43 protein-coding genes are annotated in these 25,918 nt (G+C 56.9%); 8 read left to right on the top strand and 35 right to left on the bottom strand.

The genetic code is table 11. The annotated features are described in order from the left end of the window. Positions 1-9 precede the first annotated feature (9 nt). From flgG to M017_RS0111085, 5 genes are read left to right on the top strand one after another with little or no spacing between them, the layout of a single operon-like run. Positions 10-801 carry a flagellar basal-body rod protein FlgG gene (flgG, locus tag M017_RS0111105; RefSeq protein WP_031497914.1) on the top strand — a complete coding sequence of 264 codons (792 nt, stop codon included), beginning with the start codon at positions 10-12 and terminating at the stop codon, positions 799-801. Further along, entirely contained in the window at positions 801-1,694 is an 894-nt protein-coding gene (gene flgA, locus M017_RS0111100; protein WP_031497913.1) for a flagellar basal body P-ring formation chaperone FlgA, read from the top strand. The genes flgG and flgA overlap by 1 nt, the downstream gene beginning before the upstream one ends. Continuing rightward, positions 1,691-2,296 (top strand): flagellar basal body L-ring protein FlgH, encoded by a 606-nt coding sequence (locus tag M017_RS0111095; protein ID WP_051669855.1) that lies wholly within the window; start codon positions 1,691-1,693, stop codon positions 2,294-2,296. The genes flgA and M017_RS0111095 overlap by 4 nt, the downstream gene beginning before the upstream one ends. After that, positions 2,296-3,399, top strand: coding sequence for a flagellar basal body P-ring protein FlgI (locus M017_RS0111090; protein WP_031497911.1), 1,104 nt, complete (start codon positions 2,296-2,298; stop codon positions 3,397-3,399). The genes M017_RS0111095 and M017_RS0111090 overlap by 1 nt, the downstream gene beginning before the upstream one ends. A 29-nt stretch (positions 3,400-3,428) precedes the next feature. Then, positions 3,429-3,683, top strand: coding sequence for a hypothetical protein (locus M017_RS0111085; protein WP_162179888.1), 255 nt, complete (start codon positions 3,429-3,431; stop codon positions 3,681-3,683). Here M017_RS0111085 and fliS read toward each other — a convergent pair. From fliS to M017_RS0111070, 3 genes are all read right to left on the bottom strand, one after another. Continuing rightward, the gene (fliS, locus tag M017_RS0111080; protein ID WP_051669853.1) at positions 3,672-4,115 is read right to left on the bottom strand and encodes a flagellar export chaperone FliS; all 444 of its coding nucleotides are present in this window, start codon (positions 4,113-4,115) and stop codon (positions 3,672-3,674) included. The two genes, M017_RS0111085 and fliS, sit on opposite strands and share 12 nt — an antisense overlap. Before the next feature lie 35 nt (positions 4,116-4,150). Beyond that, positions 4,151-4,441, bottom strand: coding sequence for a flagellar protein FlaG (locus M017_RS0111075; protein ID WP_031497908.1), 291 nt, complete (start codon positions 4,439-4,441; stop codon positions 4,151-4,153). Between the two features lie 126 nt (positions 4,442-4,567). Continuing rightward, a complete protein-coding gene (locus M017_RS0111070; RefSeq protein WP_031497907.1) occupies positions 4,568-5,116 on the bottom strand; it encodes an NADH-quinone oxidoreductase subunit B in 549 nt (182 codons plus the stop codon). Positions 5,117-5,280: 164 nt separating this feature from the next. Between M017_RS0111070 and malQ the strand changes: the two genes are divergently transcribed. The 3 genes from malQ (at position 5,281) to M017_RS0111055 (ending at position 8,063) form a co-directional block, all read left to right on the top strand. After that, positions 5,281-7,260, top strand: coding sequence for a 4-alpha-glucanotransferase (gene malQ / locus M017_RS0111065; protein ID WP_051669850.1), 1,980 nt, complete (start codon positions 5,281-5,283; stop codon positions 7,258-7,260). Beyond that, positions 7,257-7,706: a D-aminoacyl-tRNA deacylase gene (gene dtd / locus M017_RS0111060; protein WP_031497905.1), complete on the top strand. Its 450-nt coding sequence runs from the start codon at positions 7,257-7,259 to the stop codon at positions 7,704-7,706. The genes malQ and dtd overlap by 4 nt, the downstream gene beginning before the upstream one ends. A gap of 63 nt (positions 7,707-7,769) precedes the next feature. Beyond that, on the top strand, positions 7,770-8,063 hold the full coding sequence (locus tag M017_RS0111055) for a hypothetical protein (protein WP_155121353.1): 294 nt from the start codon (positions 7,770-7,772) through the stop codon (positions 8,061-8,063). 15 nt (positions 8,064-8,078) lie between these two features. Here M017_RS0111055 and M017_RS0111050 read toward each other — a convergent pair whose 3' ends face one another. The 32 genes from M017_RS0111050 to rplD all read right to left on the bottom strand — a co-directional run bounded on the left by M017_RS0111050 (position 8,079) and on the right by rplD (position 25,914). Continuing rightward, positions 8,079-9,245 (bottom strand): class I SAM-dependent rRNA methyltransferase, encoded by a 1,167-nt coding sequence (locus tag M017_RS0111050; protein WP_080507647.1) that lies wholly within the window; start codon positions 9,243-9,245, stop codon positions 8,079-8,081. After that, the gene (locus M017_RS0111045; RefSeq protein ID WP_031497902.1) at positions 9,245-10,081 is read right to left on the bottom strand and encodes a zinc metalloprotease HtpX; all 837 of its coding nucleotides are present in this window, start codon (positions 10,079-10,081) and stop codon (positions 9,245-9,247) included. The genes M017_RS0111050 and M017_RS0111045 overlap by 1 nt, the downstream gene beginning before the upstream one ends. A gap of 81 nt (positions 10,082-10,162) precedes the next feature. Further along, positions 10,163-10,597 carry an Hsp20/alpha crystallin family protein gene (locus M017_RS0111040; RefSeq protein WP_031497901.1) on the bottom strand — a complete coding sequence of 145 codons (435 nt, stop codon included), beginning with the start codon at positions 10,595-10,597 and terminating at the stop codon, positions 10,163-10,165. A 159-nt stretch (positions 10,598-10,756) separates the two neighbouring features. Next, positions 10,757-11,218, bottom strand: coding sequence for a 50S ribosomal protein L17 (gene rplQ / locus M017_RS0111035; protein ID WP_031497900.1), 462 nt, complete (start codon positions 11,216-11,218; stop codon positions 10,757-10,759). 32 nt (positions 11,219-11,250) lie between these two features. Continuing rightward, positions 11,251-12,276, bottom strand: a complete 1,026-nt coding sequence (locus tag M017_RS0111030; protein WP_031497899.1) for a DNA-directed RNA polymerase subunit alpha — start codon at positions 12,274-12,276, stop codon at positions 11,251-11,253. 40 nt (positions 12,277-12,316) lie between these two features. Further along, positions 12,317-12,949, bottom strand: a complete 633-nt coding sequence (rpsD, locus tag M017_RS0111025; protein WP_031497898.1) for a 30S ribosomal protein S4 — start codon at positions 12,947-12,949, stop codon at positions 12,317-12,319. 104 nt (positions 12,950-13,053) lie between these two features. Next, positions 13,054-13,464: a 30S ribosomal protein S11 gene (gene rpsK / locus M017_RS0111020; protein WP_031497897.1), complete on the bottom strand. Its 411-nt coding sequence runs from the start codon at positions 13,462-13,464 to the stop codon at positions 13,054-13,056. A 29-nt stretch (positions 13,465-13,493) separates the two neighbouring features. Further along, positions 13,494-13,874 carry a 30S ribosomal protein S13 gene (rpsM, locus tag M017_RS0111015; RefSeq protein WP_031497896.1) on the bottom strand — a complete coding sequence of 127 codons (381 nt, stop codon included), beginning with the start codon at positions 13,872-13,874 and terminating at the stop codon, positions 13,494-13,496. Positions 13,875-13,909: 35 nt separating this feature from the next. Next, a complete protein-coding gene (gene rpmJ / locus M017_RS28665) occupies positions 13,910-14,023 on the bottom strand; it encodes a 50S ribosomal protein L36 (protein ID WP_080507646.1) in 114 nt (37 codons plus the stop codon). A 32-nt stretch (positions 14,024-14,055) separates the two neighbouring features. Next, complete coding sequence (locus tag M017_RS30690) at positions 14,056-14,286, bottom strand: S1 domain-containing protein (RefSeq protein ID WP_031497895.1); 231 nt, start codon at positions 14,284-14,286, stop codon at positions 14,056-14,058. 3 nt (positions 14,287-14,289) lie between these two features. Further along, positions 14,290-15,063, bottom strand: coding sequence for a type I methionyl aminopeptidase (gene map / locus M017_RS0111005; RefSeq protein ID WP_031497894.1), 774 nt, complete (start codon positions 15,061-15,063; stop codon positions 14,290-14,292). Further along, entirely contained in the window at positions 15,063-15,761 is a 699-nt protein-coding gene (locus tag M017_RS0111000) for an adenylate kinase (RefSeq protein ID WP_031497893.1), read from the bottom strand. Before M017_RS0111000 ends, map begins: the two co-directional genes overlap by 1 nt. Positions 15,762-15,764: 3 nt before the next feature. Beyond that, a complete protein-coding gene (gene secY / locus M017_RS0110995) occupies positions 15,765-17,171 on the bottom strand; it encodes a preprotein translocase subunit SecY (RefSeq protein ID WP_031497892.1) in 1,407 nt (468 codons plus the stop codon). A 27-nt stretch (positions 17,172-17,198) separates the two neighbouring features. Next, the gene (rplO, locus tag M017_RS0110990) at positions 17,199-17,711 is read right to left on the bottom strand and encodes a 50S ribosomal protein L15 (protein ID WP_035957769.1); all 513 of its coding nucleotides are present in this window, start codon (positions 17,709-17,711) and stop codon (positions 17,199-17,201) included. Positions 17,712-17,732: 21 nt separating this feature from the next. Further along, the gene (gene rpmD, locus M017_RS0110985) at positions 17,733-17,918 is read right to left on the bottom strand and encodes a 50S ribosomal protein L30 (RefSeq protein WP_031497890.1); all 186 of its coding nucleotides are present in this window, start codon (positions 17,916-17,918) and stop codon (positions 17,733-17,735) included. Positions 17,919-17,933: 15 nt separating this feature from the next. Next, positions 17,934-18,446, bottom strand: coding sequence for a 30S ribosomal protein S5 (gene rpsE, locus M017_RS0110980; RefSeq protein WP_031497889.1), 513 nt, complete (start codon positions 18,444-18,446; stop codon positions 17,934-17,936). 22 nt (positions 18,447-18,468) lie between these two features. After that, the gene (gene rplR / locus M017_RS0110975; RefSeq protein WP_031497888.1) at positions 18,469-18,831 is read right to left on the bottom strand and encodes a 50S ribosomal protein L18; all 363 of its coding nucleotides are present in this window, start codon (positions 18,829-18,831) and stop codon (positions 18,469-18,471) included. Positions 18,832-18,846: 15 nt separating this feature from the next. After that, on the bottom strand, positions 18,847-19,389 hold the full coding sequence (rplF, locus tag M017_RS0110970) for a 50S ribosomal protein L6 (RefSeq protein WP_031497887.1): 543 nt from the start codon (positions 19,387-19,389) through the stop codon (positions 18,847-18,849). A gap of 24 nt (positions 19,390-19,413) precedes the next feature. Next, positions 19,414-19,809 (bottom strand): 30S ribosomal protein S8, encoded by a 396-nt coding sequence (rpsH, locus tag M017_RS0110965; protein ID WP_031497886.1) that lies wholly within the window; start codon positions 19,807-19,809, stop codon positions 19,414-19,416. A gap of 33 nt (positions 19,810-19,842) precedes the next feature. Beyond that, on the bottom strand, positions 19,843-20,028 hold the full coding sequence (locus tag M017_RS0110960) for a type Z 30S ribosomal protein S14 (RefSeq protein ID WP_031497885.1): 186 nt from the start codon (positions 20,026-20,028) through the stop codon (positions 19,843-19,845). A gap of 30 nt (positions 20,029-20,058) precedes the next feature. Continuing rightward, the gene (gene rplE, locus M017_RS0110955; RefSeq protein ID WP_031497884.1) at positions 20,059-20,601 is read right to left on the bottom strand and encodes a 50S ribosomal protein L5; all 543 of its coding nucleotides are present in this window, start codon (positions 20,599-20,601) and stop codon (positions 20,059-20,061) included. Positions 20,602-20,659: 58 nt separating this feature from the next. Continuing rightward, positions 20,660-21,022 (bottom strand): 50S ribosomal protein L24, encoded by a 363-nt coding sequence (rplX, locus tag M017_RS0110950; RefSeq protein WP_031497883.1) that lies wholly within the window; start codon positions 21,020-21,022, stop codon positions 20,660-20,662. A 22-nt stretch (positions 21,023-21,044) separates the two neighbouring features. Then, a complete protein-coding gene (gene rplN, locus M017_RS0110945) occupies positions 21,045-21,413 on the bottom strand; it encodes a 50S ribosomal protein L14 (RefSeq protein ID WP_031497882.1) in 369 nt (122 codons plus the stop codon). A 65-nt stretch (positions 21,414-21,478) separates the two neighbouring features. Beyond that, positions 21,479-21,829, bottom strand: a complete 351-nt coding sequence (rpsQ, locus tag M017_RS0110940; RefSeq protein WP_031497881.1) for a 30S ribosomal protein S17 — start codon at positions 21,827-21,829, stop codon at positions 21,479-21,481. A gap of 3 nt (positions 21,830-21,832) precedes the next feature. Continuing rightward, a complete protein-coding gene (rpmC, locus tag M017_RS0110935) occupies positions 21,833-22,042 on the bottom strand; it encodes a 50S ribosomal protein L29 (protein WP_031497880.1) in 210 nt (69 codons plus the stop codon). 16 nt (positions 22,043-22,058) lie between these two features. Beyond that, positions 22,059-22,472, bottom strand: a complete 414-nt coding sequence (gene rplP, locus M017_RS0110930; protein ID WP_031497879.1) for a 50S ribosomal protein L16 — start codon at positions 22,470-22,472, stop codon at positions 22,059-22,061. Between the two features lie 35 nt (positions 22,473-22,507). Beyond that, positions 22,508-23,491 carry a 30S ribosomal protein S3 gene (rpsC, locus tag M017_RS30685; RefSeq protein WP_031497878.1) on the bottom strand — a complete coding sequence of 328 codons (984 nt, stop codon included), beginning with the start codon at positions 23,489-23,491 and terminating at the stop codon, positions 22,508-22,510. Positions 23,492-23,503: 12 nt separating this feature from the next. Continuing rightward, positions 23,504-23,866: a 50S ribosomal protein L22 gene (gene rplV, locus M017_RS0110920; RefSeq protein ID WP_031497877.1), complete on the bottom strand. Its 363-nt coding sequence runs from the start codon at positions 23,864-23,866 to the stop codon at positions 23,504-23,506. 9 nt (positions 23,867-23,875) lie between these two features. Continuing rightward, positions 23,876-24,154, bottom strand: a complete 279-nt coding sequence (rpsS, locus tag M017_RS0110915) for a 30S ribosomal protein S19 (protein WP_031497876.1) — start codon at positions 24,152-24,154, stop codon at positions 23,876-23,878. Between the two features lie 18 nt (positions 24,155-24,172). Beyond that, complete coding sequence (rplB, locus tag M017_RS0110910) at positions 24,173-25,000, bottom strand: 50S ribosomal protein L2 (protein WP_031497875.1); 828 nt, start codon at positions 24,998-25,000, stop codon at positions 24,173-24,175. Then, positions 25,000-25,290 carry a 50S ribosomal protein L23 gene (locus M017_RS0110905; RefSeq protein ID WP_031497874.1) on the bottom strand — a complete coding sequence of 97 codons (291 nt, stop codon included), beginning with the start codon at positions 25,288-25,290 and terminating at the stop codon, positions 25,000-25,002. Before M017_RS0110905 ends, rplB begins: the two co-directional genes overlap by 1 nt. After that, a complete protein-coding gene (gene rplD, locus M017_RS0110900; RefSeq protein ID WP_031497873.1) occupies positions 25,291-25,914 on the bottom strand; it encodes a 50S ribosomal protein L4 in 624 nt (207 codons plus the stop codon). Positions 25,915-25,918 lie beyond the last annotated feature (4 nt).

Below are 25,918 nucleotides of genomic sequence, written 5' to 3'. Positions count from 1 at the left end.
GAACTCACTATGATTCGAGCACTTTACAGCGCAGGAACGGGCATGTCAGCCCAACAGGTGAATGTCGACAACATTGCGCACAATCTGGCGAATGCGAATACCGCCGGTTTCAAAATGCGCCGCGCCCAGTTTCAGGACCTGATGTACCAAACCATGGTGCAGCCCGGAGCCTCCGCAGGTTCTCAAACCACGGTCCCCAGCGGCCTCCAGATCGGCCTCGGTACCCGGACGGTCTCAAACGAGACCCTCTTTACTCAGGGCGATTTCTCATTGACCAACAACCCATTGGACCTGGTCATCCAGGGCAAGGGATTCTTCCAGGTGCGCCGGCCGACAGGCGAGTTGGCCTACACCCGCGCCGGATCCTTCCACTCCGATCGCGACGGCAACATCGTGACGGCGGATGGCGACGCCCTGGAGCCGCAGATCACTATTCCGGCAGAAGCGCAGGCGCTCACCATTGGCAATGACGGCACGGTCAGCTACACACTCCCCGGCCAGACAGCAACGCAGACAGCGGGGCAGATTCAGATCGCGAATTTTACGAATCCAGGTGGGCTGAATAGCATTGGCAGAAATCTCTATATGCCCACCGACTCTTCGGGTGATCCACAAATTGGAACTCCCGGAGGACAGGAAGGAATGGGTAGCCTGCTCCAAGGTTATGTGGAGCAGTCCAACGTTAGTGTCGTCACCGAATTCATCAATCTGATTGTGGCTCAGCGCGCGTATGAGGCGAACTCGAAAGTGGTGAAGGCTGCGGATGAAATGTATCAGGAAGCGAATAACGTGACCCGCTAATGTGGATGCTTCTTATCGCCATCGCGATCGCTCCATCTGAGGATTGCCTCGTCCTCCAACGCGCCGAGATCCAGGCTCAGGATCTGGCGCCACGCACGCATGGATTCCGGACACTCCCGCCTGCGACTGTACTTGGCTTTGCTCCCAATTACGGCGTGCGCCGTGATCTCTCCCCGCAAACCCTCTCGGCCTGGGCCACCAAACAGGGGATCAGGGGGGAAGAATTCCAGGCCTTCTGCATCTACCGTGCCGCTCCGGCTGCACAACGGCCCTGGACGACGGCGATCAGCGAAGCGCTGGAAGAGTCCTTTCGCCTCAAGGTCGATCCGGCCAGCATCGAGGTGATTGAGGAACGGAGCGCATTCAGCGCGCGTGGAGAATACACGCTGCCGAAACAGGGCCTGAGTTACGACCCACGTGCAGGGCGCTACATATGGATCGGAAAACTGGGCGCTACCGGACTGCGAATACAGTTCACGATGTCCGCCCAAGAAACGCGCTGGGTGGCTGCGCGATCCCTGTTGCGCGGCGAGAAACTGCAGCCCACAGACCTGGAGGAGGTGTCGATCCCTTGGCGGCCCGCTTCCGATCTGACGCTTGTGACTTTGGCCTCGCTCGAAGATCAGGTCCTGCGCAACAGCCTGCCCAAAGGAACTTTGCTCCTGAGAAGCCATTTCACAGATCCGCCGCTGATTGCGCCGGGCGATGCGATTGAGGTGATCAGCGAGGCAGGACGCGCCAGAATCCGCGTCGCGGCCATTGCACGGGGGAAAGCCCGTCTTGGAGAATCGATTCTGGTCTCCACACTTGAGGGCAAGAAGCTGCTGCGAGCCGTAGCTACAGGCCGGGGCGAAGCAAGAATCGCCTCTCTGACAGGAAGGAAACCAGAATGAGAGTCTTCTTCATCGTTCTACTTGCGATGCGGGCCATTGCGCAGTCCCAGGACTCCCCTGGATCCATCTACTCCGAAGTGGGCCGCTATGCAGACCTGGCGAGTGATCTCCGCGCGCGGCGCGTCGGCGATACCATCACAATCGTGGTCTCTGACCGGCTCAGCGCGATTAGCGAAGGCGTCTCCTCCGCAGCCCGGAAATCCAGCGCAAAGGCGAGCATCACTTCGCTGGCTGGCAACAGAAGTACCGTCGGCGCCCTGGCCAACCTTGCCGGCCTGAGTGGCGATAACAGCCTTGCCGGTTCGGGTTCAACGTCGCGGTCAAATGTCCTCACAACAACGGTCTCCGGGCGTGTCGTCGAAGTTCTGCCGAACGGCGACCTCGTCGTCAGTGCCACTAAAGACATTGGCGTCAACGCCGAGAAACACCAGATCGCCATCCGTGGGATCGTCCGCTGGACCGATGTGGCAGCGAATAACACCGTCCAGAGCAATCGAGTCAGTCAGATGGCGATCTCACTCAATGGCAAAGGGCTGGTCTCAGATTCGATCCGCCGCCCAAATATCCTCTACCGTTTGCTCCTTGGCATTCTTCCTTTCTAATGCGCCTCCTATTACTCCTCCTCATCACTGCCACGACGACCCTGGCAATCGACGCCCGCCCGATGCGCGTGCGGGAACTTGTCGCACTCGAAGGCGCTCGAGAGAACCAACTTCTCGGCTATGGCGTCGTTGTGGGTCTGAACGGAACGGGTGATAAACGGCAAAGCTACTTCTCTGCACAGAGCCTTTCCGCAATGCTCGACAAACTCGGCGTCCAGGTGAATCCAGGCTCCCTACTCATCCGCAACGTCGCAGCAGTGATGGTCACGGCAAATCTCCCTCCTTATGCTCAGAACGGTACACGCCTCGACGTCACTGTTGCCGCGATCGGTGACGCACAGAATCTCCAAGGTGGCGTTCTCATCCAGACACCCATGCGCGGCGCCAATGGGAAGGTCTATGCCGTGGCACAAGGTCCTCTGGTCACGGGAGGCTTTGTAGCCCGGGGAGGCGCCGGGAACCAGCAGACCACCAATCACCCGACGGTCGGCCGTGTGATCAACGGTGGGTTACTCGAAGCAGATGCGCCCTCAATCGCCCCAGGAGCGCGGCTGCGGCTCCAGTTGCTTCGTGCCGATTTTGGCATCGCAGCAAAGATCACAGAAGCGATCAACAAGAAATTCCCACACAGTGGAGAAGCCATTGCCTCGGCACAAAATGCTGGAGCCATCCTCGTCCGGACCCCAGCAGAGTTCCAGGGACGCGAAGTCGAGTTCTATGCGCAAATCGAGGAACTCCATGTCAGCGTCGAGCGGCCCTCTAAAGTCGTCATCAACGAACGGACAGGAACGATTCTCATCGGAAAAGAGGTCGGACTCCGGCCGATTGCCATTCTGCACGGCGCACTGGCGATTGAGATCTCAACCACCTACCTCCCCTCGCAGCCCCAACCACTGAGCGACGGAAAGACAGTCGTGACCCCACAAATTGCGGTGGGGGTGAAAGAAGAGAAGGCAAAGTCTGTCTCGCTGGGCGCCGGCGCTACAGTAGACGAACTGGTACAGGCCCTCAAGCAGATCGGATCGACGGCTCGCGACATCATCGCGATTCTACAGGCTCTCAAGAGTGCAGGAGCACTCGAGGCAGAAATCGAGGTCTTATGAAAATGGATGCACTCTCAGCAGCGAGTGCCATGCGATCCGCTCCTGAGAACAAGCAGGAGAAGATCAAGGGATTCCAACAAGCGGCCGAAGAATTTGAGGCAATGTTTGCCTCCTCGCTCCTTCGCAGCTCACGTGAGGCTGGCGGCGGTGGCTGGCTGGGCGGAGAGACCAGTGGCGGAAGCGACGGCATTGTCGAGTTTGCCGAACAGAGCATCGCCAAGGCGATGGCACACAAAGGCGCTCTCGGAATCGCAAAGACACTCACCAACTCCCTACACCGCTAGATCGACACTCGATTCCTCGCTTAAGCGCGGCATCCCATCGGGACGTTCCGCAATCTGCGACCAGGCAGCAAACAGATCGCCCAGAAGCTTCTGTACCTGTTGGAGCGCTTCGAGGGATTGCTGGGAATGGGCTTCATTCAACTTCGACAACAGGTAGTCATAGAGCAGGCCCAGCCGGTCGGCGAAATCGCCGCCTTTTTTCCGGTCCAGGCTTTCCATCAGTTCGAGCACGATGCTCTGCGCCCGGGCAATGGAACGTCCACGAGCGAGGATATCGCCCCGCTTCAGAAAGAGTTGGGCCTGCTCTACAGCCTGGATTGCCCCTTCGTAGAGAATGCAGGTTAACTCGAGCGGAGAAGCGCCTTCGATCCGTTGCTCCTGGAAGTTTTGCTCGGCAGCCAAATAGGTTTGATAGGGTGCAAGAGGAGTCATTGCTTACTCTTTCCATATCGGTGCCAGGCGCTAAATTATGAGCTTTGCTCCAATTCCCGATAGAATCGCACGCGCTCGATCACATCGCGGCCCGGCAGTTGTTGCACCACCTGTCCACTCTCCGTATCGAGAATCTGAACGATATAGCGTCCAATTTCCCGGTCGTAGGTGATGCTCATCTCCCGATTCGGCAGCTGGAGTTGCGGGAGATCCAATTCCCGCACAGCGGCCACCAACTCGTGATGGGCGATCGTCTCCTGGCGGCTCTTCACCGTCAACGTCTCTGCCTCAGCAGCCGGAACTGGGGAAATCTCCGCAAGTTTCATCAGGCACCTGCATTGGGAATCGCCACCTTCTCAGGTGGACAATGATTTTGCGTGTACCCGACTTATCGGCCGGTGCCTTCCTCTCTTGAGCCAATGAAGGAAGTCTGTATTGAGAGTTTTTTGGGGCTAGTCGAGATTCAGGGTCTTCATCAGGGACCCGGTTTCGCCTTGGATCTTCTTCTGCAGCATCATCAAGGCGTAGATGAGCTGTTCTGGACGTGGCGGGCAACCCGGCACGTATACATCCACGGGAATCACCTGATTCACCGGCACAAGCGCGTAGTTGCTGAAAACACCGGTAGACGTCGCGCAGGCCCCCATCGAGATCACCCATTTCGGTTCCGGCATCTGCTGGTACAACTGACGCGCCACTGGCGCCATTTTATTAGAAAGACGCCCGGCGATGATCATCAGATCGGACTGCCGGGGGGATCCACGGAAAACTTCCGCGCCAAAGCGGGCAATATCGTAACGGGAAGCGCTCATCGCCATCATTTCAATGGCGCAGCATGCCAAACCGAAGGTCATGGGCCAAATCGAGTTCTTGCGCGCCCAGTTGATCGCACTATCCAAGGTCGTCGTGATGATGCCATCGGCCTCACCTCCGATGCCATCCTGATCGATGCGTGCAAACAGATCTGCCGGCGCAGCGCCAAGCTCGATTCGATTCTCCATAATCTTGATTATCCCATGCTTCCTAGAATGAGAAAGAGAGGATTCCCATACTGCACTCCACCGAAGAACATCTCCAGGCGGCCCCGAAATCTGTTCGGGAACGCGTTGCCGAACAACTCGGCTTAGAACTCAGCTACGAAAGCATTTGGGGAAACCCCAAGCCCGTGCCTCGCACCACCGCACAGGCAATCGCCGCCTCCCTGGCGCCGGGCATCCCTGATCTTGAGGACGAGGCTGCCCTTGAGGACTGGCTCCACACCCGTTCAGCTACGGAGCAAGCGCATCTCTGCCCGCAGCAGACACTCGTCGAACACGTGTCCAATCCTCTCCAGCGATTGCAGTTGAATCTGGCACCTCATGAGGCCGTTGGCGAACTCTCGCTCACCATCCGGTGGGAAAACGGTGCAGTCAGTCAAGTCCACTTGAACTCGCCGCGACTCAAGAGCCTGGCAACTCCCGGTTATCACCAAGTTACAATCCAAACGGCGCATCGTTCGGCAAGCTTTCTCTGGATCCTCAGTCCTGGCGTCTGCTATCTCCCCGATTCCCCGAAAAAGTCGAATGGAATCAATTGTTTCCTGCCATCACTCCAGAGTGGCCGCAACTGGGGCTGCGGCGATTTCACCGACCTTGCGAACTTTGCCCGCATTCTCCGTGCACAGGTTTCGTTTGACTTTATTGCGCTCAATCCATTACACGCGATTCACAACCGGGTCCCCTATAATACAAGTCCGTATTTACCGCTCAGTATCTTCTCTTATAATCTGCTCTATCTCGATATCGAGAAAATTCCCGCATTCGAGCATTGTCCTTTGGCGCAACGGATCGTACGCTCGGCAGAGTTTCAAGAGAGACTCCGTGCCCTGCGCGCCGCAGAATGGATCGATTATGAGGCGGTTGCGCGGATTAAACGATTTTTTCTTGCTCTCTTGTATCGAGCGTCCCGCAAGCAAAAAGTGGCCTCCTCCTCCTGGGTCAGCAACTATTGCACTTATATGGCCTTTGATCGCTACTTCCACCGCCGCGATGCCACGGTCTGGCACTGGCGGCAATGGCCGGAGCCCTATCAGAATCCGCAATCTCCGGAATCACAACGATTGCAGCAGAAACTCCAACGATCCATTGGGTTCTTTGCCTTCATCGAGGCTTGTGCCGAACAACAGTTGCAGGACACCCAAACGACGGTCCGGCAACTGGGCTATTCGATCGGACTCTATCACGATCTTGCCTTGGCCACAGACCGCGTCGGCGCCGATCATTGGGCCTATCAGGAGCTCTTCGCCCCTCATGTGCGCGTCGGCTCGCCGCCCGACGACTTCAATGAAGCAGGCCAGGACTGGGGCTTTCCTGCCCTCCATCCCCAGCGGCATGCCAACTCCGGATATCGCTATTTCATTGAATCGATCCGCTCCGCCTCCCGCCATGGCGGCGCGCTACGCTTCGATCATGTGATGCGTCTGGCGCGCCTCTATTGGATTCCGGATGGGGTGAGTGCGCGGGAAGGGGCCTATGTACGGGATCATTTTCGCGATCTCTTATTGATTCTTGCGCTTGAAAGCCAGCGCGGCGGTTATCTGGTGATTGGTGAGGATCTTGGCACGATGCCCGATTACTTTCGCGAGGCCCTGAACCAATTCCAGATCCTCAGTTACCGGCTGCTGTTGTTTGAACGTGATAGTCAAGGCTTTCACTCTGCGGAGCGCTTTCCAATGCAAGCGATTGCGTCATTCACCACCCACGATTTACCCACCTTTGATGGCTGGTTAGCTGGAAGTGACCTCCGCGCCCGGCTCGAGGCGGGAACCATGCCCGAATCCGAGCTCGAACCCTCCTATACCGTGCGCCGGTCTGACATTCGAGAGTTGGCGACAGCCTTCACTTTGCCGGAAGGAGAATCGAATCGAGACGCCTATTTTGACGCTCTCTGTCGCTTTCTCGTGGCCTGTCCCTCACGGCTTACCCTTCTGAATCTTGAAGAAATCACAGGAGAAGAGTTGCAGCAGAATCTACCTGGCACCACAACACAGCACCCCAACTGGCGGCGCCGCTGCTCTGTGCCGATTGAAGCGTTTCTGACACAGGAACGGACAGCCCGGAGGCTCCAGTCCTGGGCGGCAGCCTCCGTTCGAGGGCTCTTCTCATGAGAGCCGTGATCCAACGGGTTCTTGAAGCATCTGTAGCAGTTGAGGGTGTTCAGATCTCTAAGATCGGACAGGGATTGCTCGTGCTGGCTGCGGTGGGTAAGGAAGACGACGAGAAAGACGTTGCCGTCCTGGCACACAAGTTGGCACAGTTGCGGATCTTTCACGATGAGGAGGGAAAGATGAATCGAAATATTAGTCAGGCTGGAGGACAGATGCTGCTGGTTAGCCAGTTTACGCTCTATGGAGATGCGAGGAAGGGCAACCGGCCTTCATTTGACGCTGCAGCAGAACCAGCGCGGGCCCGCGAATTGTTTGATCTTCTTGTCACCACAATTGAGGCCAAGTCTATCCCCGTATGCACCGGACAATTCCGCAGCCATATGGAGGTCAGTCTGATCAACGATGGCCCTGTAACTATCCTGGTGGATTCCCGCAGGCAGTTCTGAGGGCGAAAATATTCTGATATTCTGTAATCACTGCTGTAACAAGAATAATTATAAGGATCTCTGATGGCTCGTCCCACTTCCCAAATGCAAGACCCCTCAATTCTGGTCGCCGCGCTCGAAGGCCTAGAATTGCAAAAAAAGCGCATCGAAGAACAAATCTCGATGGTCCGTGGCTTACTCGGTGGCCGCAAAGCCGCTGCGCCCTCCACCACGAGTTCCTCGGTAGCCGCCGCATCTGCGCCTTCACCGTCCCCCACCCGGCGCAAGCGTGTTCTTAGCGAAGAAGCCCGCCTTCGCATCGCTGCCGCGCAAAAGAAGCGTTGGGCCGCCTTCCGCAAAGGCAAAAAGGCCGAGTAACATCTTTCGGACGAACTAATCGTCCACCCGAAAGATGAGGCATTTCAAGTAGCTTGTTTCCGGAACGAGCAAAGATTCCCGGTGGTCGGAACTCTGTCGCCGCTTGTCCACGAAACTCAAGCTTCTCCGGCTTTCTGCAGCGCATTGACGCAGAATCGCCACGAAATCCTCTTCGTTCATTGCACGGGAACAAGAACAAGTAACAAACAATCCCGCAGGGGCGGTCACGCTTAAAGCTCTGAGATTCAGATCATAATAGGCGCGGGCCGCCTCTTCTCGTTTCTGGACAGATTTCGCAAAAGCCGGTGGATCCGCAACAACACAATTGTAACGGCGGCGCGCTTGCCCCAACCCACGCAGAAACTGCTTGACATCCGATTGGATGGCCCGCACGTTCTGAATCTCATTGCGCTCTGCGTTGCCAGCAATGGTTTGAATCGAGGTTGCAGACGAATCTACGGCATCAACCTGTTTTGTCACACGCGCCAGATGCAGCGCAAAACCTCCCGAGGACGAATACAGGTCCAGCGCATTCCCTTCCGGACAAAACAACTTCGCCCAATGACTCACAGCCAGATAGTTCTCCCGCTGATCGAGGAACGCCCCGGTCTTCGGCCCATCGAGCAGGTCTGCCTGCATTGTGAAGCCATTTAAGAGGTAAGTCGATTTCGCGCTCGAAGTGTCTCCGCGAACCAATCGGCGTGTTTCTCCTTCTTCACTCACCACACAACCCGTGTTCTTTTCTCTTCCGAATTGATCCCATATCCTGTCGGCAATGATCTCAATCGAAGATATGTAATTTCTAGAATTACATTGAAAGGCAAGACTGTCGCCAAAGCGATCCACGGTGAGTCCCGGCAGTCCATCCGCCTCACTAAAGATCATGCGATAGCCTGTAGAATCTGGCGCCACCACTCGCTGGCGCCAGGCGACGGCTTTGTCGACGCGAGCTTCCAGCAACGTCTGATCAAAGGCAGTTTCTTTCCGGGAATAGAGCCGCACCGGAACCGGGGACCTTGCATCCACCAAGGCGCTGCCGAGCAACCGGCCACGCTCATCACAAAGCAGGACGGACTCGAGGGCATCGGCCTCCAAGTCCCCTGCCATTTCGCCCCGGTACACCCATTGGTGCCCCGCTTCAAGCCGCTGGGCTGCCTTCCGGCTAACACGCAATCGCTTCATTAGCGATTCCCCAACAGGGCAGCAATACGTTGCTCTGTTGACGGGTGCGTAGAGAAGAGCCGGCCGAGGCCACCCAGCAGGGGCGGAAAGATATACATGTGAGACATCGACGGCGCAGCTTCCATCGGAATGCGCTGGGACCAGGAATCCAGTTTCCGTAAAGCATTCACTAATCCGGTGGGAGAGCCGGTGTACTTCGCCGAGGTGGCATCCGCAGAATACTCACGAGTTCTCGAAACGGCCATCTGGATCAATAGGGCAGCGATCGGGGCCAGAAAGAGCATGAAGATGCCACCACTGCCGCGGCTCTCTCCATCGTCATCGCGACGGCCCCCGAAGAACATCCCAAATCGGGCCAAGCCAGTAATGGCCGCGCCCAGGGTAGCAGCAATGGAGCTGATCAGAATATCGCGGTTCTTGACATGGCCCAACTCATGAGCCACCACCGCTTCTAACTCCGAGTCATTCATCACCTCGAGCAAACCGGCACTCACCGCCACCGAAGCATGTTCCGGATTCCGCCCCGTCGCAAAAGCGTTGGGCGACTCTTCCGGCAGCACCCAAAGCTTCGGCATCGGGATCCCCATCTTCTGCGTCAGGCGCTCCGTCATGGGGGCAAGGCGGGCATAGATTTGCGGGTGTTCCGCATCGCTCACCCGTTGCGCGCCAGACATCGACAGAGCCATCTTCTCCGAGAAGAAGTAACTAAAGAAGTTCATGAGGACTGCGCCCCCCAAGGCCAGCATCAAACCTTGCCTTCCCCCGAAGGTCTCCCCCATCAGCAAGAGAAAGCCCGACATCCCACCTAACAATAAGACCGTTTTTACTGAGTTCATATCCCCTACTCTCCTTCACACAAACGAAAGGCGGAGGTCTCCGCCTCCGCCTTTATTTTATTGGATCCCTCCCGGGACCGCTTAGTTGCTAACTTCTACCTTGATTTGACGGGGCTTGGCGATATCCTTCTTCGGCAGCGTAATGGTCAAGACCCCATCTTTGAAGCTTGCCTTCACGCCTTCCGGGTTGATCGAATCATTCAGGGCGAAACTGCGGCTGAAGCTACCGTAACTGCGTTCAATGCGATGGTAACCCTTCTCATTTTCCCCTTTGACAAACTTTCGTTCGCCACGCAGCGTCAGGGTCCCGTCTTCGATGCGGATGTCGATCTGTTCCTGTTTCACTTCCGGGAGATCGGCCTTGAGAATGAGTTCGTTCTCTGTCTCTAAAACGTCAACGGCCGGAATCCATGGATTCGAACCCGATGGCTCGGCAACACGAGGAAGCGCCTCATCCAGCAGACGGAAAGCCTGGAAAGGCGTTAGATCAAACGAGTTAAAACGACTGATATTCATTGGAGTTCCTTTCTAGATAGAACCGACAATTACAGTGTACAATCTGCGCCCCATCTTGTCAACTTTTCTACTGTTCTATTCATCACTCCGAGTGGGCCAGAAAATAAAAAAGGCCAGTCCCGCAGGACTGGCCTTTTTACATTTGATTCCGACTCGCGTCTAGCTTGCTTCTTGCTCGCCTTCGCTACCAGGTTCACGACCCTCTTGCAGAGCCTTCAACTTCTCCTCGCGGCGCTTGGCGCGGTCTGCCGCACGGCGTACGAGCTCGCTACCGACGAGTTCCAGCTTGCAGGTCTCAGCACCATCGCCCTGGCGGAAGCCCACACGGATAATCCGGGTGTAGCCGCCATTGCGCTGGCCAAAACGTGGTCCCAACTTGTCGAACAACTTCTTCACACTTGCCGGCGTCATCAGAAACGCGGCGGCTTGGCGGCGGGAATGCAGGGTGCCTTCCTTGGCGAGAGTAATCATCTTCTCGACCAATGGTTTGGCTGCCTTTGCTTTCGGGATCGTGGTTTCAATACGCTCATCCATCACCACGCTGGTCACCAGGTTGCGGAGCAACGCACGGCGCTCGGCGAGGTTCCGCTTGAGCCTGAAGCCGCCCTTACGATGTCTCATTGTCTAAACTCCTTCTCACTTATCCGTTTCGTTTAGAGGTCATCGTCGCCGACGGGCAACGGCTCCATGGAGATTCCGCCCGGAGGCGCAATCAGGCGGCCGCTTGCGTCGATCTTCATGCCGAAGCCGAGCGCCAGTCCACCCAGTATTTCTTTGATTTCGTTCAGCGACTTGCGTCCGAAGTTCTTGGTACGAAGCATCTCTGCTTCTGTCTTCTGAACCAGGTCACCGATCGTTTGAATGTTCGCGTTTTTGAGGCAGTTGTAGGAACGAACGCTGAGTTCGAGTTCTTCCACCGAACGATTCAGCACTTCATTCATCTGACCGACAGCGCGCTCAATCGGTTCTTCCACTGCATCCGGCGTCTCTTCGAAGTTCACGAAGATCGTCATGTGGTCTTTCAGGAGCTTGGCCGCCATGCCGATCGAGTCGGCGGGCGAGACGGCGCCATTGGTCCACACCTCGAGTGTCAGCTTGTCGTAGTCGGTCATCTGACCGAGACGAGCCGCTTCCACGTTGTAATTGACCTTACGAACCGGCGAATGCACCGAGTCGATTGGGATATAGCCGAGCGGGAGATCTTCGTCGAAGTTCCGGTCCGCGCTGACATAGCCGCGGCCCATCTTCAGACGCATCTCGATGGTCAACTTTCCACCTTCGCTCACCGAGGCGATGTGCATATTGCGATCCAGCACTTCGACATCACTGTCGGTTTCGATCGCGCCACTGAGAACTTCACCGGAGTCATCCGACGTCAGGCGAACCGTTTTGATCCCTTCGCCAACCATTTTGAAGGGGATCTGCTTCAGATTCAGGATGATGTCCGTGGCATCCTCGACCACGCCAGGGATAGGCGAAAACTCGTGCGCCACACCCTCGATCCGAACGGCCGTGATCGCGGCGCCCTCGATCGAACTCAGCAGTGCGCGACGCAATGCGTTGCCGATCGTGGTACCGAATCCACGCTCAAACGGCTGTGCCGTGAACATGCCGTACCGTTCGCTCAATGTTTCCGTATTGGCAACCAGACGCTTTGGCTTTTGAAACCCTCGAAACATGCGCCTCCTTTGATTAAAAGTTGATTTGTGAGTCGGCCAATTACTTCGAGTACAACTCGACGATCAGCTGCTCGTTGAGCTGAATCTGCACCAGTTCCTCACGCTTGGGAACCTGGATGACACGCGCCTTGAAATTATCGCGGTCAACGTCGAGCCAATTGGGAGATGGATAATGTGCCGTGGAATCGCGTGAGGCGAGAATCGAAGTGACCTTGCGGCTCTTCTCGAGCACTTCCACCACGTCGCCCGGCTTGGCCTGGAACGAGGGGATATTAGTGCGGCGTCCGTTCACGCTGATATGACCATGGCGTACCAACTGACGTGCCTGCGCGCGGCTGTTGGCAAACCCGGTGCGGAGGACAACGTTATCGAGGCGGCTCTCGAGCATAGCCAGCATATTTTCGCCGGTCACACCCTTCATGCCCACTGCCTTCTCAAACAGGTTGCGGAACTGGCCTTCGAGCACGCCGTAGTAGCGGCGAGCCTTCTGCTTCTCGCGAAGCTGCAAACCGTAGCCCTGAATCTTCTTTGCGCGTGCCTGGCCGTGCTGGCCAGGGATAAAGTTCCGCTTTTCGATTGCGCACTTCGCCGTGTTGCAACGCTCTCCCTTGAGGAAGAGCTTCATGCCCTCACGCCGGCAAAGCCGGCAAACTGGGCCATTATAACGAGCCATTGAGTCCTTGTTCTCCTATTACCTGAGTTCCGATCATTCAGAACCGGTGCAGTTTACAGCCGGAGCCTTCATCCTGCTTTTCGTACTATCCAAAATTCAAAAGATCAGACGCGGCGGCGCTTCGGCGGGCGGCAACCGTTGTGTGGGATCGGCGTGGTGTCACGAATCGATCGCACTTCGATGCCAACGCTACCGAGGGCACGCACGGCCGATTCACGGCCGGCGCCGGGGCCGGAAACCTTCACGTCCACCGAACGCAACCCGGCATTGTCCTTGGCCTTGTTGGCAGCCGTGAGGCTGGCCTGCTGGGCGGCAAACGGCGTGCCTTTGCGCGAACCGCGGAAGCCGAGCGAGCCGGAGGAGCTCCAGCTCAGCACGTTGCCCACCGGATCGGTGATCGTGATGATCGTGTTGTTGAAAGAAGCCTGAACGTGAACCAGCCCAAACGGGATGCTCTTTCGCTCTTTCTTCTTGAATGACTTCTTCTTGTTGCTTTTTGCTTGAGCTTTGGCCATCTTCGTTCCTCTTCAGATCCTCCCGGACCTTACTTGCCGACCTTCTTCTTGCCAGCCACTGTACCCTTGCGTGGGCCCTTGCGAGTGCGCGCATTGGTGTGCGTGCGTTGGCCACGAGCCGGGAGACCGCGGCGGTGCCGCAGGCCACGATAGCTGCCCATTTCCATCAGGCGCTTGATGTTCATCGAGGTTTCCTTACGGAGATCGCCTTCGATGGAGCCTTCGCTCTCAAGCATCATGCGGATGCGGTTGATTTCTTCTTCGGTCAGATCCGAGACCCGCTTATTTGCATCGATCTCGCAACGATGGAGGATCGACAGAGCACGGGTGTTTCCGATGCCATAAATGTACGTGAGCCCGATTGCGGCCCTTTTGCGGCCGGGGAGGTCTACGCCAACGATACGCGCCATAACTTTTCGCTCCTAACTCTTTCTCTCGGTACTCACTAACCCTGACGCTGCTTATGCTTCGGGTTGGCACAGATCACACGCACTACGCCTTCGCGGTGGACGATCTTGCACTTGTCGCAAATTTTCTTGACCGACGGACGAACTTTCATTTCCGTATTCCTTCGCCTTTCGCTACTCCCGGCTATCGAGCCAGCAGTTTCACAATCCTGCCCCGCGACTTATCGTGCGGAGATAATTCCACCAAAACCTTGTCGTTGGTGCGCAACCGGACGAAATTCACCTTGGTCGCGCCCGCCGGATGCCCAATCACTTGAGCCCGGCTCTCCAACTCCAACCTCACTCCCCCCTGCGGAAGGAGCTCCAAAACCTTTGCCTCGACGGCAGACTCACTCGCCCTGGTCTCTGCAGACACGGGCTAGGGCCTCGTCAGAACCCACGGACCATTCGCCGTGATCGCCACAACATGCTCAAAGTGTGCCGAAGGTTTCCCATCGGTGGCCACAGCCGTCCACTTATCGCTGAGAACATTCGTTTCCGGCTTGCCCAGGTTCACCATCGGCTCGATGGCGAGAACCATGCCTTCCTTCAACTTCGGGTTCTCCTGCTGCCGATCCACATAGTTCGGTACCTGCGGTTCCTCGTGCAGCTTCGTTCCAATTCCATGGCCCACAAATTCGCGAACCACGGTAAAACCGTTCTTGACCACATGCTCTTCCACCGTACGGCTGATGTCGAACAGGCGGTTGCCCGGCTGTGCTTGTTGGATCGCCAGTTCGAGAGACTCTTTCGTCACAGCGAGCAACTTCTGCGTTGCTGCCGGAATCTCCCCGACTGGGACCGTCACCGCCGAGTCGCCAAAATATCCATCCAGTTGCAGGCCGGTATCGATTGAGACGATATCGCCTTTCTTCAACTGGCGCTTGGCCGAGGGCATGCCATGGACCACCACTTCATTCACCGACGTACACAGCACATAGGGGAATTTCGTCCCCGCTGCCTCCGAGTAATAACCCTTGAAGGCGGATTTTGCGCCCGCATCGCGGATCATCTTTTCGGCGACGACTTCGAGATCCATCGTCGTTACGCCCTCTTGGACCAGCTTCGACACTTCACTCAGGATCTGATAGACCAGCAATCCCGACTTCCGCATCTTTTCCATCTCGGAAAGGCTCTTGCGAATGATCGCCATTAGCTCGCCTTCCCTTCCTGTACGGTCGTCTGTATCCAGTTCACAATCTCGTCCGACAAATCTTCCGGCTTCCGGTTACTCCCGTCCACCTCAAAAAAATCTACTCGCTCCGCAAAAAACTGCAACACCGGCATGGTTTGAGCGTCATACGCTACCAGCCGCTGCCGGATGACAGATTCCTTATCATCCTCGCGCACAATCAGTCTGGCACCCTCAATATTGCACCGGCCAGGCACAATCGGAGGCTTCAGACGAATATTGTAAAGGGTTCCACACTGCGGGCAGATGCGACGGCCCGTTAACCGGGCTGTAATCACATCATAGTCCACTTTCAAGTGGATTACCAACAGGCGAAGACCGCGCCCCTCCGCCATGCCCAATAGGATCCGGGCTTGGTCGATGGTTCGCGGAAACCCATCCAACAAAACTCCTGGCCTGCAATCGGGCCGGTTCAACCGTTCCTCAACCAGGCGGATCACCAATTCGTCAGGCACCAGGTTGCCAGCCTTGATGACTTCACGAACCTGCAACCCGAGGGCATCTCCCAATTGGATATGCTCGCGAAGCATATCCCCAGTCGAAACATGAGGGAGGCCGAGTCTTTCTACCAACAGCTTGGCTTGTGTCCCTTTTCCCGACCCAGGCGGTCCAAAGAGGACAACCGCTTGGAACGCCTGGGGGGAGTGTTCACCGTTCAAACCTTAAACGCTACTCCGGCGGCCACGGATGCGGCCCGCTTTCGGAGTGAAGCCCTCGTAGTGGCGCATAATCAATTGCGCCTCCACTTGATTCACGGTATCCATCGCGACGCCCACCACGATCAGGAGCGAGGTGCCACCAAAGTAGAACGACACACCGAGACCATCGAGCAGCCAGCGGGGGAAAGCCGAGTCAATCCAGTTGCCCACGAGAGGCAAGCGTTGCAGCTTGATTCCGGAAATCATGATCTCCGGCAACAAGCTCAACAGTGCAAGATAGAGACCGCCTACGACCGTGATCCGGGTGAGGATGCGGTTCATGTAGTCAGCAGTGTTCTTGCCCGGGCGGATCCCCGGAATAAAGCCGCCGAACTTGCGCATGTTGTCCGCTGCTTCGTTCGGGTTAAAAATAATGGAGACGTAAAAGAAACAGAAGAAGACGATCAGCGCCGTATAGAGGATGAAATACAGCGGCTGGGTGTGGCCAATCGATTCGAGAATCCCGGCAATCCAGCGATTGTTCTTGATCCATTCCACCTGCAGAAAGCTCTGCGGGAAGGTCAGCAAACTCTGGGCGAAGATGACCGGAATCACACCGCCGGCGTTTACCTTGAGTGGCAGGTGGGTTTGTTGTCCCCCCATCACACGGCGGCCGACGACACGCTTGGCGTACTGGACCGGAATGCGGCGTTCGCCGCGTTCCACAAGGACGATCAGCGCAATCACGCAAATCATCAGCGCCAGGATGATCAGCATTTGCAGCGGATTCCACTGGCGGGTGACAAAGACGTTGTTGTAAATCTCCATCATCGCGGTGGGAAGTCCGATGACGATGCCGGTGAAGATAATCAACGACATGCCGTTGCCAATGCCACGCTCGGTGATCTGCTCGCCAAGCCACATGATAAAGGCCGTACCGGTGGTCAGACTGATCATGGTCATCAGAATGAAGCCCATGCCCGGGTTGAGAACAAAACCGCCGCCCGTCGTCCCTGCAGCCTGTAACGCCGTAGCGATCCCAGCCGACTGGAACAAGGCCAGAATGACCGTCAGATAACGGGTCCACTGGGTGATCTTGCGGCGCCCCATTTCGCCTTCCTTCGACAACTTCTCAAGCGTTGGCACCACCACCGTCAACAACTGCAAGATGATCGACGAGGTGATGTAAGGCATGATGCCCAACGCGAAAATCGTCAAACGGCGGAACATGCCACCGCTGAACAAGTCGAAGAAGCCGAAAATACCGCCCGCGTTTTGCTTGAAATAGTCCTCAAGCCGGTTGGCGTCAATCCCCGGAGTGGGGATGTGTCCGCCGAGACGATATACGGCCAACATGGCGAGCGTGAACAGGATCCGATTGCGAAGATCGGGAATCCGGAACACGTTTGCGAAGGCTTCGAAGAACTTCATGTGTTTAGTGGTCGATCCTTGTGGGAACTACTTTTTCTTGGAGGCTTTGCGCAACAGAGCCGCGTCACGCTTCGGGTTCTTGATCGGCGCGGGCACGAAGGGAGGGATCAGATCGACACTGCCACCGGCAGCTTCAATCTTCGCCTTGGCCGCTTCACTGACCTGGTGCGCGAGAACCTTGATGGCCCGGGTAATCTCGCCGGTACCGAGGATCTTGAGCCCCTTCTCGAGCTTCTTGAGCACGCCGGCAGCCTGGAGGCTTTCGGGGGAGAACTCGGAGCCTTCGAGCTTGTCGAGGCGGCTGAGGTTCAACACCACGTATTCTTCGCGGAACGGATTGGTAAAGCCACGCTTCGGCATGCGGCGATGCAACGGCATCTGGCCGCCTTCAAAGCCGCGCATCTTCGAGTAACCGCTGATCGACTTGGCGCCCTTGGCGCCCCGGCCCGAAAATTTGCCGCGGCGTGAGCCCATACCCTGGCCAATACGCTGCTTCTTCTGCTTTTGCCCGGCCGGCGGGTGGAGGTTGCTTAAGTTCATCGCTCTTCTCTGATTCTCCGACTACTCTTCGACGATCGCCAACAGGTGAGGCACCTTCAGCACCATGCCACGGAAGGCTGGCGTGTCGGGGCGCACCACTACACGGTTCATTTTCTTCAGGCCCAGGCTCAGCACAATGGCCTTCTGGGTCTTCGGACAGCAGATCGGACTGCCAATCCGTTTGATTTTGATAGTTTTCTCGGCCATGATACAGCTTCTCCGTTAGAGCTTTTCAATCGCAATGCCGCGCATGTCGGCAATCGCTGCCTTCTCACGCAGCTGCTCGAGTGCATTGACGGTTGCCTTCACCGCATTGTGCGGGTTGCGCGAACCGAGATTCTTGGTGAGGATGTTCGGGATACCGACGCTTTCGATGACGGCGCGGACCGGGCCGCCAGCAATGACGCCTGTACCTTCCGGCGCCGGCTTCAGCATGACGCTTCCAGCTCCGAAACGGCCTTCGACCTTGTGCAGAATAGTCGTCGGCAGGGTATTGATCTGGCGCAGATTCTTCTTGGCCGCCTCAATGCCCTTCTTGATGGCCGCAGGAACTTCCTTGGCCTTGCCCGTGCCATAGCCGACCACGCGCTTTTCGGCGTCGCCCACCACAACCAAGGCGGCGAAACTGAGGTTCTTACCGCCCTTTACTACCTTGGTGACGCGGTTGATCGATACGACCTGTTCCTTGAGATTCAAGCCGGCCGCTTCTACCTTTTTCACTAAATGTGTTGCCATGCGTTTTCCTTAACGGCCTAACCTAAAACTGAAGTCCACCCTCGCGCGCGGCGTCGGCCAGGGCTTTCACCCGGCCGTGGTACAGGAACCCACCACGATCGAACACTACTGAGGCGACACCTGCGGCCTTGGCCCGCTCGGCCACCAGCGCTCCCACCGCCTTTGCTGCATCGATGTTTCCACCGCTCTTCACCGTCGAACTCTTCTCAGCGCTCGAGGCAGAAGCAAGGGTGTGACCGGTACGGTCGTCGATGACCTGCGCATAAATATGATTCAGGCTACGGAACACAGCCAAACGGGGACGTTCGGCGGTTCCCTTCACGCGTTTCCGGATCCGGGTGTGGATGCGGCGGCGTACTTCGTCGCGATTTACTTGTGATTTCATCTTTCAGTCCTCGCCTTACTTACCCTTGCCGCCAGCGCCGCTCTTGCCGACCTTCTTACGCAGTACTTCGCCAGTGTAGCGAACGCCCTTGTTCTTGTACGGATCCGGGGGACGGAGAGCGCGCATTTTTGCGGCCACCTGCCCGACCAACTGCCGGTCATGGCTCTTCAGGACAATGTGTGTTTGCTTGTCGACGGTCATGTCGACGCCCTGAGGCAGCAAAAACTCGATGGAATGGCTGTAGCCGAGAGTAAAGGTCGCAAGATTGCCCTTCACATCGCAACGATACCCGATTCCGACGATGTCCAGCTCGCGCGTCCAACCGCTGGAAACTCCCACAATCGCATTCGAAGCAAGCGCACGAGTGAGACCATGGAGGGCGGCGTACTTGTCGCTCTCGCGAGTGACTTCGACGGTGCCGTTCTTGTTCTCAATCGTGATGCCCTTCGGAATGGGGACCAGAAGTTTTCCCTTCGGCCCTTCTACCTGCAGCTCTTCACCGATCTGGAGCTTCACTCCGCCCGGAAGAGCAATTGGCTTTTTCCCTACACGTGACATAAACTCTGAATCTCTTCTTCTCTGTTAGTAGATCTGGCAGAGCACTTCGCCGCCCACGTTGGCTTTGCGCGCGCTCTTACCGGTCATAACGCCCTGCGGGGTGGTGAGGATGTTGATCCCCAGGCCGCCGAGCACCTTCGGTACTTCCTTGCTGCCGACATAGACCCGGCAACCGGGGCGCGAGATGCGCTGCAGCTGCGAGATCACGCTGTCGTTGGAGGGCGTGTACTTCAGGTAAATCTTGATCGTCTTCTTGACGCCTTCTTCCGCCAGCTTGAAGTTCAGAATATAGCCCTCATCCTTGAGGATCCGGGCGATTTCCAACTTCAACTTGGAGGAGGGGACATCCACCTTCGAGTGCCGCGACTTCAGGGCGTTGCGGACGCGGGTGAGCATGTCTGCGATGGGATCGGTCGTCATCGATATATCTCTCTTTTCCTTCTCGCTTGATCTCTACCAGCTCGATTTGGTCACGCCGGGAACTTCACCCGCCAACGCAAGGTTGCGGAAGCAGATGCGGCAGAGGTTGAACTTTCTCAGATAGGCCCGAGGACGGCCGCAGCGGCCGCAGCGGTTGCGGTGCTGGCATTCGAACTTCGGCTTCTTGTTATCCTTGGCGATTTTCGCGGTAGTTGCCATCGTGTCTCTTTTCCTCGCTTCGCTCTACGCCTACTGGCGGAACGGCATTCCCATATACTTCAGCAATGCCAACGCTTCCGCGTCGTTCGTTGCCGTGGTGGTGATACAGATGTTCATACCCCGGGCTTTGTCGACCTTGTTGTAGTCGATTTCGGGGAAAATGAGCTGGTCCTTGATGCCCATCGTGTAGTTGCCACGACCGTCAAAGGACTTCGGGTTCACGCCGCGGAAATCGCGGACGCGCGGCAGAGCAATGGACGTGAAGCGGTCGTAGAACTCATACATCGCGTCGCCCCGCAGGGTGACCATGCAGCCAATTGGCATGCCTTCGCGGAGCTTGAAAGCTGCGATCGATTTCTTCGCCTTCGTCACCACGGGCTTCTGTCCGCTGATCGCGGTCAGTTCCTGGACTGCGATGTCCATCAGCTTCGCGTTGCCGGTGGCTTCGCCGAGGCCGAGATTGATCGAGATCTTCTCGATTTTCGGAATCGCCATGGGGTTCTTGTAGCCAAACTCCTGCTGGAGGGCCGGAACCACCTTCTTCAAATAAACTTCTCGTAGCCGCGCTTTCATTGCTTACCTATGACCTCATATGTGTTGGGAGGGACCTGGCTAGTTCGAACGAGTCGAACTACTTGGAATCCAGCACCTCACCGGTTTTCCGCGCGATGCGCGTGCGGCGGGTTTTTCCGCCCACCGTCTCCACCTTGGTACCAATGCGGGTCGGAATCCCACCGCTGGTCAGCAACATCACGTTCGAGACGTGGATGCTGGACTCGCGCTCCTGGAAGCCGCCCTTGATGCCCTTGGCCGGGTTGGGCTTCGTAGCCCGCTTTACCATGCTAATACCTTCGACGAGCACCCGTCCGACAGTCCGGTTCACTTCGATGATTTTTCCAGTCTTGCCCTTATCTTTTCCGGCAATGACCTTCACCATGTCGTCCTTCTTCAGACGGATCCGCTTGGGAATTCCTGCCTTCTCAGAGGCATTCATTTTGCTCAATGACGCCATGGAACTAAACCACCTCCGGGGCGAGCGATACAATCTTCATGAAACGTTTGTCGCGCAGTTCGCGAGCCACCGGGCCGAACACGCGGGTGCCAACCGGCTCACCGAGTTCGTTCACCAGAACGGCCGCGTTTGAATCGAAACGGATGTAGGTTCCGTCCTTGCGGCGGGCTTCCTTGCGCATCCGCACGATGACCGCACGGACAACCTTGCCCTTCTTCACGTTGGAATCGGGAGCGGCTTCCTTCACGGCAGCCGTGATGATGTCGCCGAGACCCGCGGTGAGACCTTTGTCACCTCCGCGCGGCAGAATGCACTGGAGCTTCCGGGCGCCACTGTTGTCCGCCACTTCCAGCATTGTTCTCATCCCAATCATTGCGTTATCTCCGGAACCTTCACTGAACTCTTCTAACTAAACTCTTTTTAAGTCAGCAGCTTGCGCTACTTCTTGTTCTTCTTCGCCGATTTGACCGCTGCGGCGCGCGCAATGCGCTCGTCGGACGGACCATCGACAATGGCAATGCGAACTGCTTCGCGGAGCACCTCAGCCAGTTGCCAGCGTTTCAGCTTGCTCAACGGCCGGCTCTCGATGATGCGCACCTGGTCGCCCATCTTTGCCTTGCCCTCTTCATCGTGGGCATAAAACTTGTTACGGCGGGTCAGAATTCGCTTATAGAGCGGATGCTGCACCTTCCGCGTGACCTCGACGATGATCGTCTTGGCCATTTTGGTCGAGATGACTTCGCCGACTTTTTCCTGCTTATTGGGCTGCTTGACTGCTGTTTCGGCCATGGCTTACTTGCCTTCCTTTTGGGCGGCCAACTCTTTTTCACGCAGGACCGTCATGATCCGGGCGCGATCCTTTTTGAGCTCCCGCAGTTTCTTGATGCCTTCCATCTGGCCCATTGAGAGCTGAAAGCGGAGACGGAACATCGTCTCGTCGCCTTCGCTCAATTGCTTCTTGATTTCGGCCGCATCGAGGCCACGAATTGTTTCGGCGTTCATCTTCTACGTCCTCGTCCTACAGCGCGGTCCGCTGCACAAGCTTCGTCTTGATCGGCAACTTCATGGCAGCCAATCGGAACGCTTCTTGCGCCGTCTCAAGCGGCACGCCTTCCATCTCAAACAAAATCTTGCCCGGGCGAATGACGCACACCCATCCATCCGGAGCGCCCTTACCAGAACCCATTCGGACTTCGGCCGGCTTCTTGGTCACCGGCTTGTCCGGAAAGATTCGAATCCAGACCTTACCACCGCGCTTGATGTAGCGCGTCATAGCGATACGGGCGGCCTCAAGCTGGCGGTTGGTGATGTATCCACAAGCCAGCGCCTTCAAGCCATATTCGCCGAAGTCGACACTCGAACCGCGATAAGCCATTCCGCGCATGCGGCCACGCTGCTGTTTGCGGAACTTGACTTTCTTTGGCATCAACATAGGTCGTTATCCTCTTTGCAAAAATTCGTTGCGGCCTACTCAGCCTTCGGTTCTTCCGTTGCCGGAGTTTCCACGTTACCAGCCTCAGCTTCAGGAGCTGCTTCCTGCTTCCAGCTCGGGGTCGGCGGAGCCATGGGAGGCAGAATCGGCGCCCCACTCTTGATGGTCGACGGCACCTCGGGCGGCGTCACCACCACACCGGAGTCAGCCACCGGCGGAACCGAGGCTTCCTGGCGCGAACGGCCATCAAATCCAACCCGGTCGCTCGGACCACGGTCGCCACCCGGACCACCCGAACGCGGACGGTCGTCACGGCGCGGGCCGCGATCGCGATTGTCGCGCTTCGGACGGGGTTGCGGATCGTTGTCGTTGCGCAGCATCACGCGGCGCTGGCCTTCGCCAAGGTCACCCTTATAAATCCAGCACTTCACACCAATCACACCGTAAGTGGTGTGCGCCTCAGCAAAGCCGAAGTCGATGTCGGCGCGCAGCGTATGGAGCGGCAACTGGCCGTGCAGGTACCACTCGGTACGGGCAATTTCTGCCCCGTTCAAGCGGCCGCTGACGCGAACCTTGATGCCTTTGCAGCCGAAGCGCTGGGCGCTGTCGACGGCCTTACGCATGGCGCGGCGGAAGGCGACGCGCTTTTCGAGCTGCAGCGCAATCGATTCGCTGACCAGTTGGGCATCAAGCTCGGGCTTGTGCACTTCCTGGATATCAATGAACACTTCGCGCTTGGTCTTCTTGGCCAGATCCTGCTTCAGCTTCTCAATCTCGGCGCCCTTGCGGCCGATGATGATCCCGGGACGCGAGGTACGGATGGTGATCCGCAACTTGTTCCCCGGCCGATCGACTTCGATCGAACTCACACCCGCACTCTTCAGGCGGTTGCGCAGCGAATCCTTCAGTTCGAGATCTTCAAAGAGGAGCTTCGAATAATCCTGCTTGGCGAACCAACGGCTCTTCCAGGTTTTGGTGACCCCGAGACGGAATCCAAAGGGATGTACTTTCTGACCCATTCGCTATTTTCCTTATGCTCCAGCTTCCACTTCAACCGGGGAGCCGTCTGAGACCTTCACCACAATGTGGGCAATTCTTTTCTGGTAGCGATACGCGCGACCCATCGGGGCGGGACGGATGCGCTTCATGCGCGGGCCTTCGTTCACGAAACACTCGCTCACAAAGAGGTTGTCCACGTCGATGTCGTTCTGCTTGTTTTCGGCGTTGGCGATGGCGCTGCGGAGCAGCTTCTCCACTACCGGAGCCATCCGCTTGTTCGTCATCTTGAGAACATTGATCGCCTCGCCAGCCTTCAGGCCACGAATCAAGTCAATGACAAGACGGCACTTCTGCGGGCTGGTGCGTACGTATCGAGCTTCTGCTTTTGCAATCATCGCGCGCTCCTATCTGCCCTTCTCGTTGCTCTTTGCCACATGGCCCTTGAAGGTGCGCGTAGGCGCAAACTCACCGAGCTTGTGACCAACCATGTTTTCCGTCACGTACACAGGGATGAACTTCTTGCCCTGGTGGACGGCTAGCGTGTGACCGATAAAGAGCGGCATGATCGTCGAGCGGCGAGACCAGGTCTTGATGACCTTCTTCTCGTTGCGTTCGTTCATGGCCACCAGCTTGTCGACCAGATGACCGTCAGCAAACGGTCCTTTTTTGAGGGAACGGCCCATATATTTCTTCTACCTGCCCTAGCTCTTTTGCTTCCGCTTCACGATCATGTTGTCGGTGCGCTTGTTGTTACGGGTCTTGTAACCACGTGTCGGCTGGCCCCAAGGGGTTACCGGATGACGGCCACCGGAGGTGCGGCCCTCACCACCACCATGAGGATGGTCGACCGGGTTCATTGTGACGCCACGATTGTGGGGGCGCTTGCCGACCCAACGTGTACGTCCTGCTTTACCGAGGGTCTGATTCTCGTGATCGAGATTTCCGACCTGGCCCACCGTTGCATAGCAATCGATCAGCACGCGACGGACTTCGCCACTCGGCATCTTCAGCTGTGCGTATTCGGTTTCCTTCGAAACAATCTGTGCCTGAGCACCCGCGCTACGGGCCATCTGCGCACCCTTGCCAGGACGCAGTTCAATATTGTGAACCACCGTGCCGGCCGGGATGTTGCGCAGCGGCAGGGCGTTGCCCACCAGGATGTCAGCCTCGGGGCCGCTCATGATGGTGGAACCGACCTTGAGGCCCACCGGCGCTACAATGTAACGCTTTTCGCCATCGACGTAGTTCAGCAGGGCGATACGGGCAGTGCGGTTCGGATCGTATTCGATCGAAGCGACCTTCGCCGGGACGCCTGCCTTATCGCGCTTAAAATCGATATCGCGGTAGGTGGTCTTGTTACCACCGCCACGGAAGCGAGAGGTCGTGCGGCCGGTGGAATTACGGCCACCGCTCTTGACCTTACCTTTGGTGAGACTCTTTTCGGGAGTCTGCTTGGTGATATCCTCACGCGTCACAACCGTACGGAAGCGGCGCGTGGGAGTAAACGGTCGGTAGGACTTAATTGGCATTAGACGACCTCGGAGTATTCAGGGACCTTCTGGTCCTTCTTGAGTTTCACGTAGGCCTTCTTCCAGTTCGAGCCATAACCAGCAAACTTACCGCGGCGGCGCAGCTTGCCTTCATTGATTACAGTGCGAACCTCTTCGACCTTCACCTTGAAAATCTTCTCGACCGCTTGCTTGATCTGAGTCTTGGTAGCCTCATGCTTCACTTCGAAGCAAAGCGTGCGTTCGGTATCCTTCTTGATGACACCCTTTTCGGTGACGATCGGACGGGAGATAACTTCGAACAGAGTCATTTATTTCAGTCCCTCCGAGAGTTTCTCCGCAGCATCCTTGCTGATGAGCACATGCTTGTACTTCAGCAGGTCATAAGTCGTGACATCTTTCGATGTTACTAACTTCACACCAGACAGGTTCCGCGAGCCGAGTGCGAGATTCTTATTCTCCGCGTTCTCAACTAACAGGATCGTCTTGGCCGAATTCAGCTTGCCGAGCTTCGCAGCCAGGCCCTTGGTCTTCGGTTCGGACAACGAGAAAGCATCGATGACGCTGAGTTCGCCGTCGCGCAGCTTCGCCGTCAGGGCCGAGCGCAGTGCACCGAGCACCATCTTCTTGTTCAGACGGTAGCTGTAGTCCCGCGGCTGCGGACCGTGGGTGGTGCCGCCATGGCGCCACAGAGGCGAACGGATGCTACCCATACGGGCGCGGCCAGTTCCCTTTTGCTTCCAAAGCTTCTTGCCGCTGCCAGCCACTTCGTGACGGGTTTTGGTCGAAGCCGTACCGGCGCGTTCGCCGGCCATGAAATGGCGTACCGACTCATACAGCAGATGTTCGTTGACTTCGGCGCCGAACACTTCGACAGACAGATCGAGCGAGCCGACCTTCTGGTTGTCAAAATTGATTACGTCTACGGTAGGCATGGTA

Origin of the sequence: Bryobacter aggregatus MPL3 (assembly GCF_000702445.1) — a bacterium.
In the GTDB taxonomy this organism is placed as follows: Bacteria; Acidobacteriota; Terriglobia; order Bryobacterales; family Bryobacteraceae; genus Bryobacter; species Bryobacter aggregatus.
This window is presented reverse-complemented; position numbering and strand designations above follow the sequence as displayed.